This window comes from Nostoc sp. (assembly GCF_036917095.1).
Classification (GTDB): domain Bacteria; phylum Cyanobacteriota; class Cyanobacteriia; order Cyanobacteriales; family Nostocaceae; genus Nostoc.
This window is the reverse complement of the sequence record NZ_JBALFH010000021.1, coordinates 282,098-298,259: the sequence shown is the minus strand read 5'-3', so window position 1 is coordinate 298,259 and position 16,162 is coordinate 282,098. Positions and strand designations below refer to the sequence as shown.

Here is a 16,162-nt window from a genome sequence, read left to right as displayed (position 1 = left end):
CGCCTTGGAATAAATTCCAAGGCTAATAGCTAAAGTCCTCTCAAGAGGACTAAATATCAATACGCTTGGGTTAAGCATTTCTTTTTTCTCTCTGCGTCGCGCCAGTTGCTAACCTGCTTTAACGCTAAGAGCGGACAAGTCGGGGAACCGCCATCGCGCAGCGTCTCGTAGAGAAGACTGCGACCCCCTCACCGCTTTGCCTCTACATGAATTATCCCTACGTGAAAAGAAGGGTTTCGGCTATTGTTTGCGTAAGTCCTGACTCTGTAAAAGCAAGAATTTTAGTCCACTTGAGTGGACTTAAGCTATTAGCCCGGAACTTCAGTTCTGGGCAGGATATTAATCACGGTTACACTTTGACTTTTGCAAAAATGTGGGTAACGACAAGCACTTTAAATTAGGCATTGGGCATTAATTTTTTTCCCACGTTCCACTCCCATTCCCTACAATAAACTAAGTTAGCTGCCTAAGTTAGCTGTACTTAAACTAGCTTGTCTTTATAATGGTTTCCACCTTTCCCAATCCCTCTTCTGTTGACCTATCTCGCATCCGACTTTCAATCCGTTCATTGCAACCGCAATTGGTAGAGTGGCGGCGGCAATTGCATCAACAACCAGAGTTGGGTTTTCAAGAAAAACTGACGGCTGAGTTTGTATCACAAAAGCTGCAAGAATGGGGAATTGACCACCAAACTGGCATTGCCCACACTGGCATTGTTGCCACCATCAAGGGTAACAAACTAGGTGTAGAGAAAGTTTTAGCGATTCGGGCGGATATGGATGCTTTGCCAATCCAAGAACTCAACGAAGTGCCGTATAAATCGCAGCATGATGGAGTGATGCACGCTTGTGGACATGATGGACATACTGCGATCGCATTAGGTACAGCTTATTATCTCCAACAGCATCGCCAAGACTTCTCCGGTATAGTAAAAATTATCTTTCAGCCAGCCGAAGAATCACCAGGTGGCGCAAAGCCGATGATTGAAGCGGGAGTTCTGAAAAATCCTGATGTTGACGCGATTATTGGTTTGCACTTGTGGAATAATTTGCCTTTGGGAACAGTGGGTGTGCGGGCTGGGGCGTTGATGGCTGCTGTTGAGTGCTTTAACTGCACAATTTTGGGTAAAGGTGGACACGGTGCACTACCCCATCAAACTGTGGATTCTGTTGTAGTTGCTGCCCAAATTGTAAATGCCCTGCAAACCATTGTCGCTCGGAATGTAAATCCTATTGATTCAGCAGTGGTGACAGTGGGCGAACTTCATGCTGGAACCAAGCGGAATGTGATTGCTGATACAGCGAGAATGAGTGCTACTGTCAGGTATTTTAATCCTAGTTTGAAAGGCTTTTTTAACCAGCGTGTCGAACAGATTATTGCTGGAATTTGTCAAAGTCATGGTGCGAAATATGACTTAGAGTACTGGTCACTTTATCCACCAGTAATTAATGATATTAAGATGGCAGAATTGGTGCGAACTGTAGCAGAAGAAGTGGTAGAAACCCCGTTGGGTATTGTGCCAGAATGCCAAACAATGGCTGCTGAAGATATGTCTTTTTTCTTGCAAGAGGTTCCTGGTTGCTATTTCTTTTTAGGTTCTGCGAATCCAGAGAAAGACTTGGCGTATCCCCATCATCATCCCCGGTTTGATTTTGACGAAACGGCGTTGGGAATGGGTGTGGAAATGTTTGTTAGATGCGTGGAGAAGTTTTTTAGTTGAGTGAGTAGATGGGTCTGAATAAATTATTGATAAAATCGATTTAATTTCACCCATCTACTTACTCATTTGCTGATGCCTCGTTCTCGCAGACATTTTCAATCAGGATTTTGCTATCACATTACTACTCGTTGCAATAACCGCGAATTTCGTCTTGTACGTTTAGAGTGTCGGGAAGTTTTTCTCTACGCTATTAAGAAAGCAAAGGATAAATTTGCTTTTAAGCTCTATGCTCTTTGTATTATGAGCAATCATGTGCATTACTTATTGGAACCAGCACAACCAGAGGAACTACCCAAAATTATGCACTGGTTAAATTGGTATACTGCTATGTGCTTTAACCGGATGCTTAACCGCACGGGACATTTTTGGGAGAAAAGATATCACAGTAGCAGTTTTGCTAATACAGATACTAAAAGAGCGCTCAATACCCTACGCTACATTCACGCCAACCCCAAAACCGCAGGAATGCAACAAGGTTTTTTCTACGATTTCAGCAATTATGGCATTCACGATAGGCTAAGTAATGATGGACTCACACAATGGCATCCAGCGTTTTTAAAGCTGGGTAGAACACTGGATGAGTGTGCTAGTAAGTACCGAGGTTTTTGTAAAAAATATCGACCCCAATCAAAGCCAGAGAAAAGAAACCACTGGGGAAGTAAGTTGTTAGCTGGGATAGTAGTCAAGCAAAAGACGAAAAAAACATCTCCCGGACAGATGCGTTTACCTTGGGACGAATGGGAAGCAAATCCTGAAGTAAATTCGGTGGCAACACAGTTCATCCTGGCTAATTGCTATCAGCCGACGTGCCAAGAAGCTCGTGCCAGGTAACGAAAAGCTAGAACCCGCAAGGCTTCGTGGAATATATCTTGTTCACAAAGTTTTACAAATCTCGAAAACCTTTATAGATTACAATTTACAAGTCTGGACGGGAGAGAAGAAGTACCCAGACCCAGAAGCAATCCTGGGAATCCCGCGTGAGATGCCGGGAGATGCCCCTGGGTAGAGTCTATGGGTAGAGTCTAGCGAATAGTTGTAAGCACTACCCAGTGTTCTTTGTTGCGCCATCCTAAGCGATCGCCCAAAAGACACCCCGTTTCATAATCTTCTTTGCCACCGCATTCTAGCCAAATACGTTTTTGTACGCTAAAGCCAAAATGACCATTGCTGTATTTTACCCACAATTGGTCAATTGTGCGTAAGTCTGTGCAGGCAAAATTTTCAATGGATTCAGAATTAAGCCAGCCTTGCTGTTCTCTTTTGGCTACTTTCAGCATGACTTTGGTGGTTTCTTCGTCTGCTGCTTTCCATTGACCCGCTTTGAGTAAATTCTCTAGGTTTTGGTAATCTACCCCCACATCTAAAGCTAATATCAATTCTGTTAGATTAGCTTGGGAGGAGGAGAGTAAATTCAACCACTCTTTCATTGTCTGGGGTCGGTCTTTTGCCTCTAATGCCATGCCTTGCAGAATCGCTTGATTTACAGCATCACTAAGACTAGGGACAAGTTGCTTTGGTGGTACTAATTCCTCTTGATCGTACTTACGGTCAAATGAATTGGTGGGGCATTTTCCAGTGATGGCATAGTACAAAGATCCAGCTAAACAGTAAACATCAACTGTTGGGTGACGAATCCCTTTGCGTGTTAACTCATAGGGCGCAAATACCCTGTTACCAAAAGACCTAGACAGGGTACTCGGTGGGGACATATCGCCGGCAATACCAAAGTCAATTAATACTGCTTTGCCTGAGTTAGGAATCCCTGAATTAAAATTGAGCATAATATTAGGAGGAGTGACATCAAGATGTAATACTCCTTTTTTATGTACATCTACCAAGGCTAAACCCATTTGGCGGATGTATTTTAAAGCTTCAGTTTCGGGTAATTTCCCTTGGCGTTGCACGTATTCCCATAAACTCTCGCCTGCTATATATTGCATTTCTAAGCAGTAGTGACCATCTTCTTCAAAAAAGTCGAATACTTGCACAATATGGGGATGTGAGTCTTGACAACACATTGCCAGCATCTGTGCTTCTTTTTTGAAGCGTTCAAGATATTTGGGATAGTCTGGATCTCGTTGGACGCTGATGTTGGGGGTTTTGATGACGACTCGGCGGTTTAGCTTGGTATGCATTGCTTGGTAGGTAAGTGCAAAACCACCACCACCCAAGTATTTTTCTATTTTGTATTTGCCGTTGTATATTAGCTGTCCGTCTTGCCAGAACATACGCCCAGATTTATTAATGGCTAATGTTGATTGTGACACGCTTTTTGTGAGTTCTCGTGGTTAGCGTTGCTGAATATCACGCAGAGGCGCAGAGAGGCTGACTTTTCACGGCATCCGGGAAACACCTCTCTCTAAATCTCTCTCCTAAAAGGAGAGAGACTTTGAATTTCCCGCTTCCCGCATTGGGAAGGAGGTTAGGTTTTTCGTGGACTTTTCCACATAACGTGAAAAATCAGGCAGAGAGGAAGGTTGAGGTCTTCTGGTTACTGCTGAACTAGCTTTTGAAGTCGCAAAAGCTACTAATGTGACTTGAAAACTAGCTTTTGGAGTCACAAAAGCAGCTAATGTGACTTGAAAACTAACTATTGGAGTCGCAAAAGCAGCTAATGTGACTTGAAAACTAACTATTGGAGTCGCAAAAGCAGCTAATGTGACTTGAAAACCAACTATTGGAGTCGCAAAAGCAACTAATGCGACTTGAAAACTAACTTTTGCGTAATACCATTTTACTTTAATAATGATACAAATACGCTGGTAAGGGCATGGCAATGCCATGCCCCTACGAGAAATCTATATGTATCAGGATTTTCGTGAATTGGTATAAGTCTAGCCTATTACCTATTTTGTGGTTTAGCGGAAGATGATGGCGTTTGTTGTGTTGGGGGATTGGTAGGTACTGATTTGTCTGGGAACCAATCTTTGAATAAATCTGTGCCGTCTTTGACTCCTGATATCAAGGCTGCAAATAATGCTATTACAGCCATAATTTCTAATATCCATGCCCACAAAGGTTGTGCCCAAAGAAGTTTGGGAAGAGAAAGACTTGCTGTGTTTAAACCCAATTCCTTTAACCAGTCTTTTACTGTTTTGGGACGCTCGTCTGGTTGTAGTTTCATTGCGTGGAGAATGGCATCATTCACGCGATCGCTAATCTTATGATTCAATTCTTTAGGTGGAATTAAACACTTTTTGTTATCTTGGCGCTCAGTAGCACGTTCTGGCAGTTTTCCTGTTAATAAAAAATATAAAGTTGCCGCCAGAGAATAAACATCTGTCCCAAAGCCCTGCGGAGACTTTTGTGTAAGAGAGGTGGAATACAGTTCAATTGGTGTAAATTTGTCAACCAAGTTACCGCGACTTGACACTGGGTTATCAACAAATCTTCGTGCTAAGTCGAAGTTTATCAAAACAACCTGATGCGTACCCGCCCGCAAAATGATATTTGCTGGTTTCACATTTCGATGTAAAAATCCTTGTTTATGCACTACGATGAGTGCTTTCCCAATTTGTTGGATGTAATCTAAAGCCTCTTTTTCAGGGAGAAATCCTCGTGGTTGGACAATCTTGGCTAAATTATCTCCTTGAATATACTCCATGACCATGCATTTTAAATCACCTTCCTCGAAGGTATCAATGACTTGGACAATATTCGGATGTTTGCATTTTTCTAGTTTGCGGGATTCATCAGCAAAACCTGATTTTAAGCGCTTGCGGTCTTTGTCAGTTAATTGATTCAGCGAATTATAATCCAATATTTTAATTACAACATTTTTGCCATCCCGATCCTCAGCAAGATAAGTAATAGCGAAGTTCCCCTGTCCTAACTGTTGCTTAATTTCATACCGATCGCGGTGTATCTTTTGTCCAGATGCCCAAGTCATTGGTTGATTATCTCAGAGAGTTGTATTAATTTTTGCATATAGCCATTCTCCTATGGATGTAATACAGATTCTCTCAACAAATGTTCTGTAGCCTGTACCCTGACATCTAATACTGAAGCTGTTATGCTTCAAAAAAAATATGACGCGATCGCAGAAGTTGTGTTATAAAAACGGGCAAAGTCTTACAAATTACGAAAATCTTTACTATGAAGCTTTTTCGGTAAATGCGTAATTCCTATACCAATGGCATCAAATGCTACTGTCAGCAATCAAGCTTTAGCGTTTAATCATCAGTAATCTTTAAAAAAATGAAAAAATTATGTTAAGTATCCCTATTAACCTAAATTTACCTCTTACACCCCGTATAGTAACTTCCTTACCTGGGCCTCGCGCTCAAGCAATTGTACAACGCGATCGCGCCGTAACTTCCCCTTCTTACACCCGCGATTACCCGTTAGTTGTATCTCGCGGTCAGGGCTGTATGGTAGAAGATGTGGATGGCAATGTATTTCTGGATATGACCGCAGGTATAGCCGTTACCGCCACCGGACACGCCCACCCGGAAGTCGTCAAAGCAATTCAAGAACAATCCGAACGTCTGCTGCACATGTCAGGGACGGATTTTTATTATGAGCCAATGGTGGAACTAGCGGAACAATTAGCGATTCGCGCCCCTTTTCCCCAGCCACAGAGTAATACTGGGTTTCCCGCAAAAATATTTTTCACCAATTCCGGGGCAGAATCTAACGAAGGAGCAATCAAACTAGCTCGATATTACACCAAGCGATCGCTAATCGTAGCCTTCTTAGGTGCATTTCACGGACGCACCTATGGCGCAATGTCCCTTACGGGTTCCAAAGCAGTGCAGCGAGCTAATTTTGGCCCTTTAGTTCCTGGGGTAACTCATATCCCTTATGGCACTCACGCTAGCTTAGATTACCTGGAACAACAGTTATTTAGCACAATTTTACCACCGCAAGAAGTAGCGGCGATCGTAGTCGAAGCGATTCAGGGAGAGGGTGGGTATATCGTACCAGAGGATGGTTTTTTGCAGCGGATTCGGGAGATTTGCGATCGCCACGGTATTCTGATGGTAGTGGATGAAGTGCAAGCAGGGATGGGGCGGACTGGTCGCTTATTTGCGATCGAGCATTGGGGTGTGATGCCTGATATCATTACTACTGCTAAAGGTATCGCCAGTGGTCTGCCATTGGGAGCGATACTTGCCAGACCAGAGTTAATGACTTGGCCTCCTGGTTCTCACGCTACCACATTCGGCGGTAATCCCGTAGCTTGTGCTGCCGGTATTGCTACACTGCGACTGCTAGAAAGTGGTTTGATGACTAACGCTACCCAAATGGGAGAATTATTACAAGCTAGTCTTACCGAGTTGCATCAAAGATTTCCCAGAGTATCGCCGCCACGAGGTAAAGGTTTGATGGTTGCGGTGGACTTATTGGATGAACAGGGTAATCTCGATTATAAATTGCGCGATCGCATTATCCAAGAAGCTTTTTTACGCGGTTTATTATTGCTAGGTTGCGGTAAAGCAGCAATTCGTTTCTGTCCGCCTCTAGTTATTGACAGCGACCAAATTCAGATAGCCCTTCAGATTATCAGCAACATTTTAAGTTCTTAAAATATGAGGGAAGCAAGGGAAAAATAACTAATGAAAAATAGCAAATGACAAATAAAATTGCCCTTCATTTATGGAAATTACTTTGGCAAGAATACAGCGCCAGGGTAAATCATGCCCGTACCTACCAGCAAATGATTACTGCTGCGGGTGGAACTGTCGCCAACGACCACATTGCCTTTCGGTCTTTGCGTTTATTAGTAGATAGCCCACAAGGTAAAATTAACCTGGGAATTGACTATCTTGGGCAGCTTGTAGAAGCTTTAGGTTACGTGGCGGCTGGAGAGTATAATTTTGCTCAAACCCACTTGTACGCCCGTTATTATCGTCATCCCCAGCAAGAGGAATTTAACTTACCCAAACTGTTTATTAGCGAGTTAATTGTCGATGAATTGCCTGCTAATATTGCCCAACTCATCTCTAAAACAGTATCTTCAATCCCACACGAACTGACCTCTCCCCTTACTCTTCTACAAAAAGATAGGAACATTGAAACCATCGCCAAACAACTTCAGCAAGTCTTCACCCGCCCTTGGCTACCTCCCCAGCGTTCTGTTGTCGAAGAGGTGAATCAGGTTACTCAGTATGGGGCTTGGGTGTTGCTGCACGGATATGATGTCAACCATTTCACAGGCTACGTCAACGGGCAGAACACTCCAGAATATCCAGACATTGATACTACCGCCAGTGCTTTGGCTAACCTGGGTGTACCAATGAAAGCAGAGATAGAGGGAAATGTTGCTTGTGGTTTACGGCAAACTGCAACTCAAGCAGTCACAGAAATGGTGACAGTATTAGATGATAACAGTGGTGCAGAAATTCAGATCCCTTGGACTTACGCCTATTATGAAATTGCCCAGCGCTATTTAGTAGAAGTGGAATCTGGAAAGCAGGTACTTTTCGATGCTTTTTTAGGAAGTAATGCCCAGCAATTATTTGAAATGACTCGTTTATCTAAATAGCCTAGAGTTGTTAGTGAAAAAGTAAGCTTTAAGGTTCGGAACTCGATGTTTCGTGTTTTGGGCAAACTACGCTTGCAACATAAAATCTGATGCCGTGAGAGTGGGCGCACCACTCAGAGTCGCAAATTGACATTGCAGATTGCTGGCAGTTAAGTCACTGCCTGTAAATTGCAAGGTGTCAACATTGGCAATGACTGCTGCCGATGGGTTTGTACATTTCCCAACGCCATCAAAATCGGTGATAGTGTCATACAATTTCTCCAAAGTATCGCTAATGCAGACTAGCTAATAATTATCAAATAATCGCGTAGTTTACTACCCAGGCAACACCCAGTGGAGTAATCTTGTTGCCGCTTATGAAGGACTCTCAGCACCCCTGCGATCGCTAGCTGATACATTAAAAGCGGAACATCGCTTCAATGGAGGCGGTTATCAACCCCGCAACAACAAATTCGACGAGCGCATTGCTGTCAATCCCCTGGTTTCTATTCACCCAGTCGTCAGAGTTCATCCTGAGACTGGTGAGCGTGCCTTGTTCGTAAACCCTGGCTTCGTCTCCCGCATTATTGATGTGTCACCAGAAGAAAGCAGACTAAAGCTTGAAGATTGTGGATCGTATAGCCGTGACAAACGCCGATTTAATGAGCCAATGGCAACAATATGATGTTCATAATGCAGCTCGAAAGCTAAAAAGCCTAACCAGCCACGGCGGGGTATATCTCCCATAAAATCCCAATGCTTTTGTACTTGCTTTTGAATATCTTCAATGGGATCGTGACCAAATAACGCTTCTACACGGCGACGAGTATTTTCTGCATGTGCGCCATCATTACCTAATTGGCGACTTAAAAATAACTGCAATTCCGGATCGGAAATTTTATCAATAACGTTGGCGACAACTTGCACAATAAATAGGTCATGGTGCACCACCAACGCGAAAATGGTAGAAATTCTCTAGTTCTTCTGCTGTGGCGATCGCTTTTGGCTCCTGTAACCGCTTTTTTGGAATATGGGGAGCATATTTATCGATTAACCTATCAATAGTTTCATTTTCAAATTCAACTGTCTAAGCTGGACGGGTGATAGTAGCAGTCATATTTTGCTCCTGTGTGTGAGTTGTTCACTTGTGTCGAAGAGAGCCGATTAATCTGCCAATTTTAAACTTTTGTGACGCGAATTTATCAGTTGCAATCTCGCGTATTTTCCTTGTTTGCTCGTAAAATTTAATGATGTGTTGTGCTATCCAATTTGTTGTCATCAACACATTTTCTACAACTGTGGGATAGTCCTTGGCTCATAATTAGATAGGGTTTGAAAGAATGGTGAGTCTAGTTGCTCTAAATGGGAATTTAATTCCCATAGCTAGGCTCAGACAAGCTTTCCAGAACCTTTATAATCGGTACTTGGCAGTTAATTTTTAATTTATTGAGCCATAAAATACTGTAAATCGACTGATGAGCAGTATTTATAAATATGATATTTGCATATATGACGATAAAAAACAAGGGGTGACAGTCTTAAGCTTGCTTCTTCAGGTAAACTATGGTAGGTTCATATTGCATAAATACAGTATATCGACTGACTTACCGTAGTTAAATAAGAAATGTTACCAATCTACTCCAAAAAGTTGCTGTGCTAGATAATTTCAAATCTAATTTTGGGTAAATAATAATGAGACAGAAGATTTTATTAGCCCTGTGCGATCGCGTCTGTTAAAAAAATTAATCAAATAATTCTGCCAATAGTTTGACGTTGCAACCATCTGAGTCGTAACTGGCTGCATTTATTAAATAATCTTCTATTTATAGGAATTGAGAATCATGGTGCAAACTTCCATCGTCCGCAATGGTACTCTTCTTAAACCACCAACCTTTACCTCTGTAGAAGCAGAGCGTCGTCATCGCAAAGAACGCTTGGCTGCTGCGTTGCGAATCTTTGCCCGTTTAGGTTTTGCCCAAGGGCTAGGAGGACACATCACAGTCCGCGATCCTGAACTCACAGACCATTTTTGGGTCAATCCTTTTGGTATTCACTTCAGTCGCGTTCGTGTATCAGACTTGATCCTAGTGAATTCTGAAGGTAAAGTTGTTCAAGGTGATGGCGCACTCAATCAAGCAGCTTATGCTATTCACTCACAAATCCACGAAGCCCGTCCAGATGTAGTAGCGGCGGCTCATGCTCATTCCTTCTATGGCAAAACTTGGTCATCGTTAGGTAGGTTAATCGATCCGATTACCCAAGATTCTGCTGTTTTCTACCAAGATCATGCTTTATTTGATGATTACAAAGGCGTTGTGTTAGATACCAGTGAAGGAAAACGCATTGCAGAAGGATTAGGTAATAGCAAAGCCGCAATTCTCCGCAATCATGGATTATTAACAGTAGGACACAGTGTAGACGAAGCAGCTTGGTGGTTTATCCGTCTAGAAGATGCTACTAAATCCCAGTTATTAGTAGAAGCCGTAGGTAAACCCATCCCCATTGAACACGACCTCGCCTTAAGTATTCAAAAACGTAATGGTAGTCACGAAGCAGGTTGGCGTGCATTTCAATATTTATGGGATGAAATTACCCGCGATCAACCAGATTTATTGGAGTGAAAGGGAACAGGGAACAGGCAATAGAGAATAGGGAGTATTCAGGAGAATTATCATGCCAGTTGAGTTCATCGGGTTAATCCGCACCAAACCTGCTTCGGAGTTAAACAGTGTACCGGGTAATCTGGCGGATGACATTATTGACCCCAGATATGTACGTGAGTTTGCCCAAGCCCATGAAAAAGGCGATTTTGATAAAGTATTAATCGGCTATAGCTCTAGTAGCCCTGATGGTTTTACTGTTGCTACCCATGCAGCTGCATTTACCGATCGCTTAGGCTTTTTGATTGCTCATCGACCAGGTTTTGTAGCACCAACTTTAGCAGCACGCAAAGCAGCTACCCTCGATCATTTCACTAATGGTCGGATTGCGGTGCATATTATCACTGGCGGTAGTGATGCTGACCAGCAAAAAGATGGCGACTGGCTTGACCATGACAACCGTTATCGTCGTACTGATGAGTATCTCGAAATTGTCCGTCGTGTCTGGACAAGCGATACACCCTTTGATTACGAGGGTGAATTTTACCGTGTTAAAGATGCTTTCTCCGCTATCAAGCCACTGCAAAAACCCCATATTCCCCTTTACTTTGGCGGCGCATCTGGCCCAGCAATAGAAGTAGGAGCCAAGCATAGTAGTGTATATGCTTTGTGGGGTGAGCCAATTGCCGCAGTTAAAGAACGGATCGCCCAAGTTCGTGCGGCTTTACCATTTGGTCGTTCTATCCGTTTTAGTGTATCTCTGCGTCCTATCTTGGGTGTGACAGAAGAACAGGCTTGGGAAAAAGCCAGAAATATTTTAGGACGAATTCAAGAACAACGAGGAGGTGCAAAAGTCGTTCCCCCAGCTAGACCACAGGCGGTAGGATCGCAAAGGTTACTAGATTTCGCAGCTAAAAGCGAAATCTACGATAAGCGTTTATGGACACCGATCGCTGCTGCTACTGGTGCTACTGGCAACACAACTGCGCTAGTAGGAACACCAGAACAAGTTGCAGAAGCTTTAGTTGATTACTATGACGCAGGTGTAACTACCCTGTTAATCCGGGGCTTCGATCCGCTACAAGATGCCATTGATTATGGGCGCGAAGTCATTCCTTTAGTGCGGAAAGAAGTAGCAAAACGAGAACGCCAAGCTGTTGCAGTTGGAAGATAAAAAATTATGGTACAGACATCTACATCTACAAGAACTGTTGAATTAATTACAGTTGATAGCGCATTAGCAGCAATAAAAGCAGGTTTAAAAGAAAGCCAAAATCTAGGTGCTGGCGTATCTATTGCTGTTTACAACTCGCTTTTAACTTTGGTAGCCTTTGCACATGGTGATGGAGCGCCACCTCATAGTGTAGAGACTAGCAAACGCAAAGCACAAACAGCAGCTTCAATTCGTCGCCCTACAGGAAATTTTGCCGATCATCTGACTGTGGCATTACCGTTAGCTTCTGGCAATTTATTAACAAATCTCGGTGGTGGTTTGCCCATCCGCTTTAGCGGCGTGCATGTAGGAGCCATCGGTGTTGGCGGTGGTACTGTCGAGCAAGATATTGCGATCGCCAAAGCAGCATTAAGTGCGATTGGTGCGGAACCAATAGATTAGTTATCTACCTAATTTGAGCAATGATTCTTAGCCATCACCCCGGTTCGATTGTCGGTAGCGATCGCTTTCTGGCTCCGACAGATTTTGCCAATAGCCCCCTCTCCCAAGCATTGCAACAGCCTGTATTGTTGGGGTTATTTCTCCCCATTCAAGCAGGTGGTTGGAGTGCCTCCACACTACCACGCACTACAGACTGGAGCTTTGAATATAATAAGGCTCTTGTGCTGCAAGCCGAGGCGCTGGGGTTTGATTTGATATTTGCGTTGTCACAGTGGTTACCCAAAGGTGGCTATGGCGGCGTGTTCAACGGCCAAGCCCTGGACTCTTTTGTGACCACAGCTGCACTCACTAGCCTGACACAGAAGATAATGCTGATCTCCACCATCCATGTGTTGTATGGGCCGATTCATCCCTTACACTTAGCCAAGTATGGCGCAACACTCGATCATATATCAGGGGGTCGCTGGGGTATTAACGTAGTGACTGGACATCGCGCTGTTGAACACGAGATGTTTGGTTGGAAGCGCATTGAGCATGACCACCGTTATGAACTTGCAGCTGAGTTCATCGAAGTGCTGCAACGCCTGTGGGGTGATGACGAGAACTTCTCATTTGAGGGCAAGTCTTCGTGGAAGCTCAATGATGCCTATGTTACACCTAAGCCGAAATATGGCCGCCCAGTGTTAGTCAACGCTACAGGCTCAGATGCAGGAATTTCTTTCGCTGCACGCTATTCTGATATTGTGTTCATCACCAGCCCCGCAGGTTCAGATTTCAAGAGCGCCATTGAAGCGTTACCTGCACATACTAAAAGAGTGAAGCAGGCTGCACGCGATATAGGGCGGGAAGTGCGAACCCTCCTCAACCCGATGGTAATCAGCCGCGAAACTGAGCGGGAAACTTGGGAGTACCACGATGCGATCGTTGCTCATGCTGACCCATCTGCACCCTTGGGCTTTAGCCGATTCAACAGCGACGCACACGCTTGGAAGGGTCGAGTGGGTAAAGATGAACCGAAACGTCGGGCTATTGGCGGTAACATCGAGGTCATCGGTACACCTGAGCAGGTAGTCGAGCAGTTTGTAAAGTTGAAAAATGCTGGTGTTGATGGGTTGCAGTTGAGCTTTTATGACTTTAAGCCAGACCTAGAATTTTTTGGCGATCGCATCTTACCTCTGATGAAACAAGCGGGTCTAAGGTTATAAGTTGTTTGTAAATCAAAATGTATGCCTATAAATAGAATTAAATACCAAAATTATTTTGCTATTTAATTTGTTTTATAAAAATTATTATCAAATTTTTATACTGCTTTCCAATTTAAATTTTGTTGATATGGAAAGTACTTATAAAAATATTTATCTCAAATAGCGAAGATTTAGCTATTGATATCATGTCCGGCTAATTAATTATGATTCCCAAATCTATGCAGAAAGCCTAAAAACCCCTCCCCTCTGCTCCTCTGCTCCTCTGCCCCTCTGCGGTCTTAATGATAAGTCTTTAAACGGACATGATATGAGATATGGACTTGTTGACATCATTAAAAATAGTGCTGATATGAAACTAAAACGCCGTGATTTACTGGGTTTGGGTATATCAACAGCAGCTTTAGCTGCTTGCAATAAATTTGCTAATGCTCCATCAAATAAATCTAGTGGTAATCTTGTAGCAGCTAACACTGATGCGAGTTCTGCAAAACTGCGTCTAGGTTTTCAGCCACCATACGTTGCTGTATATGCACTTAGAGAACAAAAGTTATTGGAGAAAGCCTTTGCAGGACAATCAACTAATTTTGAGTTTCGTCGTATGCTGTCACTCAAACCATTGGCAGAAGCGCTATCTGCTGGCGCTCTAGATTTAGGTTTGGGTGGGACACCAATAGCAGCAATAGCTAATGGTCAACCTATTAGGATAATTGCTTTAGTTGAGCGTAGCCCAAAAACCCATGCTCTGTTAGTTCTCCCTAATTCACCAATCAAAAAAATTGCTGATTTAAAAGGTAAAAAACTCGGTAACCCGTCGGGAAAAAGCTACTATTTTGCAATCAGAGTACTAGAACGTGCGGGACTGAAAGATACTGATGTAGAGTGGGTGCAAATTGAGAACGATGCAGGTAGAGCTGCATTATTATCAGGTGCTATTGATGTTTGGGGAACATGGGACCCTTTCTATGCTAGTGCTGAAGTTGCTAAAGAAGTAGTACCCTTAGTTGATGGGGAGGGATACCAGTTAAATTATGTAGCTTTGTTTGGGCGGATAGATTACATAGAAGAAAATCCAGAGGTTGTACAAAAGTTTTTGCAAGCCTATAAACAAGCAATAACTTGGGCAAAAAATAACCGTCAACCAGCTGTAGATATTCTGGTCAAACAAAATAAGTTATCGCCAGAAGCGGCTGACTTAACTTTAAGTCGTCGTAACCTGATATTTGAACCTCCAAATAATGAGTATCGCCAAGAGTTGATCGAGCAATCCCAATTACTCACTCGTCTTGGACTGATCGAACAACAGCCAAATTGGAATAAAGCGATTGATATAACATTGGCTCAAACTGTAGCTGCATCTTAATACTGTAATATTAAGCAATGCACTCAAGTTAAAAATTTTCAACTTTTAATATGAGCAATAATCTTCCCAGCAAACAAATATTTGCAATGGGTGGTGGCGGCTTTTCAATGGAACCTAAAAACCCTCTATTAGACAAATATATATTAGGACTAGTAGACAAAAATAAACCGCGAGTTTGCTTTGTCCCTACAGCTAGTGGTGATTCTGCTCAATATATTGTCGATTTCTATTCAGCTTTTGCGAAATTATCTTGCACTCCCTCTCATTTATCATTGTTTAATCTACCAACTACCGACCTCAAAGCTTTTGTATTAGAGCAAAATATTATCTATGTAGGAGGAGGTAGCCCCAAAAATTTAATTGCACTTTGGCGAGAATGGGAACTAGATAAAATTTTTAGAGAAGCTTGGGAAAAAGGTATTATTCTTTGTGGCTTGAGTGCAGGCTCAATGTGTTGGTTTAAAGCAGGAATCAGTGCTTATGCTCCAGGCTCGCTGGATAATCCAGTAAAGTGTCTCGGTTTTTTAAAAGGTAGCTACTGTCCTCACTACGATCGCGAGCCAGAAAGAAGACTAGCTTATCATCGGTTGTTATCAGAAGGCTTGTTAGATCACGGTTATGGAGCTGATGACGGAGTTGCTCTGCATTTTGTGGGCGATCTCCTCCAAAAAATCGTTAGTTCTCGCCCCAATGCCAAAGCATACCGCGTTGAAAAAATTGGTGAAACCGTTAAAGAAACTCCTTTGGAGTCTACCTATTTAGGCGAACTATAGCTTCTGGCTTTTGACGGTATCTTCGCTTCAGGATTGGGTGTGGGGTATAGGAAAGGAAGAAGAGAATTTTTTTTAGCTACAAAATTGCATAAAGCATTTGTTCAATTGGAAGTGCCTAAATTCAGGGGTTTCAAAAATGCTTGATTTTTTAAAGACTATATGACATCATACTTAATATCATGAAAATACACTAATTTGATAGGTTTGCAGTAGTTTAAATACTACTAGAAATTTCAGATTTTGCTGGCTATTCATGGGATTGGTTACTAATTTCAAACAAACTAAAGTTTTTTAAATTAGTTCACACTGATGGTAATTTTTGATAAAAAATTGCTAGATTTTCGCCTATTATTACGTGATAGCTTTACACAGTAAATGTTTTAGAAATATTTAGCCTGAATTTTAATTTATTTTTGTTAGCAG

Annotated in this window: 16 protein-coding genes; 12 read left to right on the top strand and 4 right to left on the bottom strand. The window is 42.7% G+C overall.

All coding sequences use genetic code 11. From position 1 onward, the window contains the following. Positions 1-502 precede the first annotated feature (502 nt). Both V7L01_RS10870 and V7L01_RS10865 read left to right on the top strand, forming a co-directional pair. Positions 503-1,720 (top strand): M20 family metallopeptidase, encoded by a 1,218-nt coding sequence (locus tag V7L01_RS10870; RefSeq protein WP_335034555.1) that lies wholly within the window; start codon positions 503-505, stop codon positions 1,718-1,720. Positions 1,721-1,792: 72 nt separating this feature from the next. Then, a complete protein-coding gene (locus V7L01_RS10865) occupies positions 1,793-2,551 on the top strand; it encodes a transposase (RefSeq protein WP_335034553.1) in 759 nt (252 codons plus the stop codon). Between the two features lie 191 nt (positions 2,552-2,742). On the opposite strand, the gene V7L01_RS10860 is transcribed toward V7L01_RS10865, so the two are convergent. From V7L01_RS10860 to V7L01_RS10850, 3 genes are all read right to left on the bottom strand, one after another. Then, a complete protein-coding gene (locus V7L01_RS10860; protein WP_335034552.1) occupies positions 2,743-3,987 on the bottom strand; it encodes a serine/threonine-protein kinase in 1,245 nt (414 codons plus the stop codon). 105 nt (positions 3,988-4,092) lie between these two features. Then, complete coding sequence (locus V7L01_RS10855) at positions 4,093-4,503, bottom strand: hypothetical protein (protein ID WP_335034551.1); 411 nt, start codon at positions 4,501-4,503, stop codon at positions 4,093-4,095. Positions 4,504-4,562: 59 nt separating this feature from the next. After that, positions 4,563-5,609 carry a serine/threonine protein kinase gene (locus V7L01_RS10850; RefSeq protein WP_335034550.1) on the bottom strand — a complete coding sequence of 349 codons (1,047 nt, stop codon included), beginning with the start codon at positions 5,607-5,609 and terminating at the stop codon, positions 4,563-4,565. A 319-nt stretch (positions 5,610-5,928) separates the two neighbouring features. Here V7L01_RS10850 and V7L01_RS10845 point away from each other — a divergent pair, with 319 nt between their 5' ends. Both V7L01_RS10845 and V7L01_RS10840 read left to right on the top strand, forming a co-directional pair. After that, on the top strand, positions 5,929-7,248 hold the full coding sequence (locus V7L01_RS10845; RefSeq protein ID WP_335034548.1) for an acetyl ornithine aminotransferase family protein: 1,320 nt from the start codon (positions 5,929-5,931) through the stop codon (positions 7,246-7,248). A gap of 44 nt (positions 7,249-7,292) precedes the next feature. Beyond that, complete coding sequence (locus V7L01_RS10840; RefSeq protein WP_335034547.1) at positions 7,293-8,207, top strand: DUF1338 domain-containing protein; 915 nt, start codon at positions 7,293-7,295, stop codon at positions 8,205-8,207. A gap of 66 nt (positions 8,208-8,273) precedes the next feature. Here V7L01_RS10840 and V7L01_RS10835 read toward each other — a convergent pair whose 3' ends face one another. After that, positions 8,274-8,462 (bottom strand): hypothetical protein, encoded by a 189-nt coding sequence (locus tag V7L01_RS10835; RefSeq protein WP_335034545.1) that lies wholly within the window; start codon positions 8,460-8,462, stop codon positions 8,274-8,276. Between the two features lie 121 nt (positions 8,463-8,583). Here V7L01_RS10835 and V7L01_RS10830 point away from each other — a divergent pair, with 121 nt between their 5' ends. The 8 genes from V7L01_RS10830 (at position 8,584) to V7L01_RS10795 (ending at position 15,739) form a co-directional block, all read left to right on the top strand. Further along, a complete protein-coding gene (locus tag V7L01_RS10830; RefSeq protein WP_335034635.1) occupies positions 8,584-8,871 on the top strand; it encodes a TauD/TfdA dioxygenase family protein in 288 nt (95 codons plus the stop codon). 254 nt (positions 8,872-9,125) lie between these two features. After that, positions 9,126-9,251: a hypothetical protein gene (locus V7L01_RS10825; RefSeq protein WP_335034543.1), complete on the top strand. Its 126-nt coding sequence runs from the start codon at positions 9,126-9,128 to the stop codon at positions 9,249-9,251. Positions 9,252-10,027: 776 nt separating this feature from the next. Beyond that, positions 10,028-10,807 (top strand): class II aldolase/adducin family protein, encoded by a 780-nt coding sequence (locus V7L01_RS10820; RefSeq protein WP_335034541.1) that lies wholly within the window; start codon positions 10,028-10,030, stop codon positions 10,805-10,807. Positions 10,808-10,859: 52 nt separating this feature from the next. Beyond that, positions 10,860-11,960, top strand: coding sequence for an LLM class flavin-dependent oxidoreductase (locus V7L01_RS10815; protein ID WP_335034540.1), 1,101 nt, complete (start codon positions 10,860-10,862; stop codon positions 11,958-11,960). A gap of 6 nt (positions 11,961-11,966) precedes the next feature. Continuing rightward, on the top strand, positions 11,967-12,401 hold the full coding sequence (locus tag V7L01_RS10810; RefSeq protein ID WP_335034538.1) for a GlcG/HbpS family heme-binding protein: 435 nt from the start codon (positions 11,967-11,969) through the stop codon (positions 12,399-12,401). Between the two features lie 20 nt (positions 12,402-12,421). Further along, complete coding sequence (locus V7L01_RS10805; protein ID WP_335034536.1) at positions 12,422-13,606, top strand: LLM class flavin-dependent oxidoreductase; 1,185 nt, start codon at positions 12,422-12,424, stop codon at positions 13,604-13,606. Positions 13,607-13,955: 349 nt separating this feature from the next. Beyond that, positions 13,956-14,966, top strand: a complete 1,011-nt coding sequence (locus V7L01_RS10800; protein ID WP_335034535.1) for an ABC transporter substrate-binding protein — start codon at positions 13,956-13,958, stop codon at positions 14,964-14,966. A gap of 50 nt (positions 14,967-15,016) precedes the next feature. Continuing rightward, a complete protein-coding gene (locus V7L01_RS10795; RefSeq protein ID WP_335034533.1) occupies positions 15,017-15,739 on the top strand; it encodes a peptidase E in 723 nt (240 codons plus the stop codon). Positions 15,740-16,162: the final 423 nt, after the last annotated feature.

Excerpts from the sequence above, each read along its gene's own strand:
- V7L01_RS10870 (WP_335034555.1), top strand. The coding sequence starts at position 503 with ATGGTTTCCACCTTTCCCAATCCCTCTTCTGTTGACCTATCTCGCATC.
- V7L01_RS10865 (WP_335034553.1), top strand. The coding sequence starts at position 1,793 with ATGCCTCGTTCTCGCAGACATTTTCAATCAGGATTTTGCTATCACATT.
- V7L01_RS10855 (WP_335034551.1), bottom strand. The coding sequence starts at position 4,503 with ATGGCATTGCCATGCCCTTACCAGCGTATTTGTATCATTATTAAAGTA.
- V7L01_RS10850 (WP_335034550.1), bottom strand. The coding sequence starts at position 5,609 with ATGACTTGGGCATCTGGACAAAAGATACACCGCGATCGGTATGAAATT.
- V7L01_RS10845 (WP_335034548.1), top strand. The coding sequence starts at position 5,929 with ATGTTAAGTATCCCTATTAACCTAAATTTACCTCTTACACCCCGTATA.
- V7L01_RS10840 (WP_335034547.1), top strand. The coding sequence starts at position 7,293 with ATGACAAATAAAATTGCCCTTCATTTATGGAAATTACTTTGGCAAGAA.
- V7L01_RS10825 (WP_335034543.1), top strand. The coding sequence starts at position 9,126 with ATGGTGCACCACCAACGCGAAAATGGTAGAAATTCTCTAGTTCTTCTG.
- V7L01_RS10820 (WP_335034541.1), top strand. The coding sequence starts at position 10,028 with ATGGTGCAAACTTCCATCGTCCGCAATGGTACTCTTCTTAAACCACCA.
- V7L01_RS10815 (WP_335034540.1), top strand. The coding sequence starts at position 10,860 with ATGCCAGTTGAGTTCATCGGGTTAATCCGCACCAAACCTGCTTCGGAG.
- V7L01_RS10810 (WP_335034538.1), top strand. The coding sequence starts at position 11,967 with ATGGTACAGACATCTACATCTACAAGAACTGTTGAATTAATTACAGTT.
- V7L01_RS10805 (WP_335034536.1), top strand. The coding sequence starts at position 12,422 with ATGATTCTTAGCCATCACCCCGGTTCGATTGTCGGTAGCGATCGCTTT.
- V7L01_RS10800 (WP_335034535.1), top strand. The coding sequence starts at position 13,956 with ATGAAACTAAAACGCCGTGATTTACTGGGTTTGGGTATATCAACAGCA.
- V7L01_RS10795 (WP_335034533.1), top strand. The coding sequence starts at position 15,017 with ATGAGCAATAATCTTCCCAGCAAACAAATATTTGCAATGGGTGGTGGC.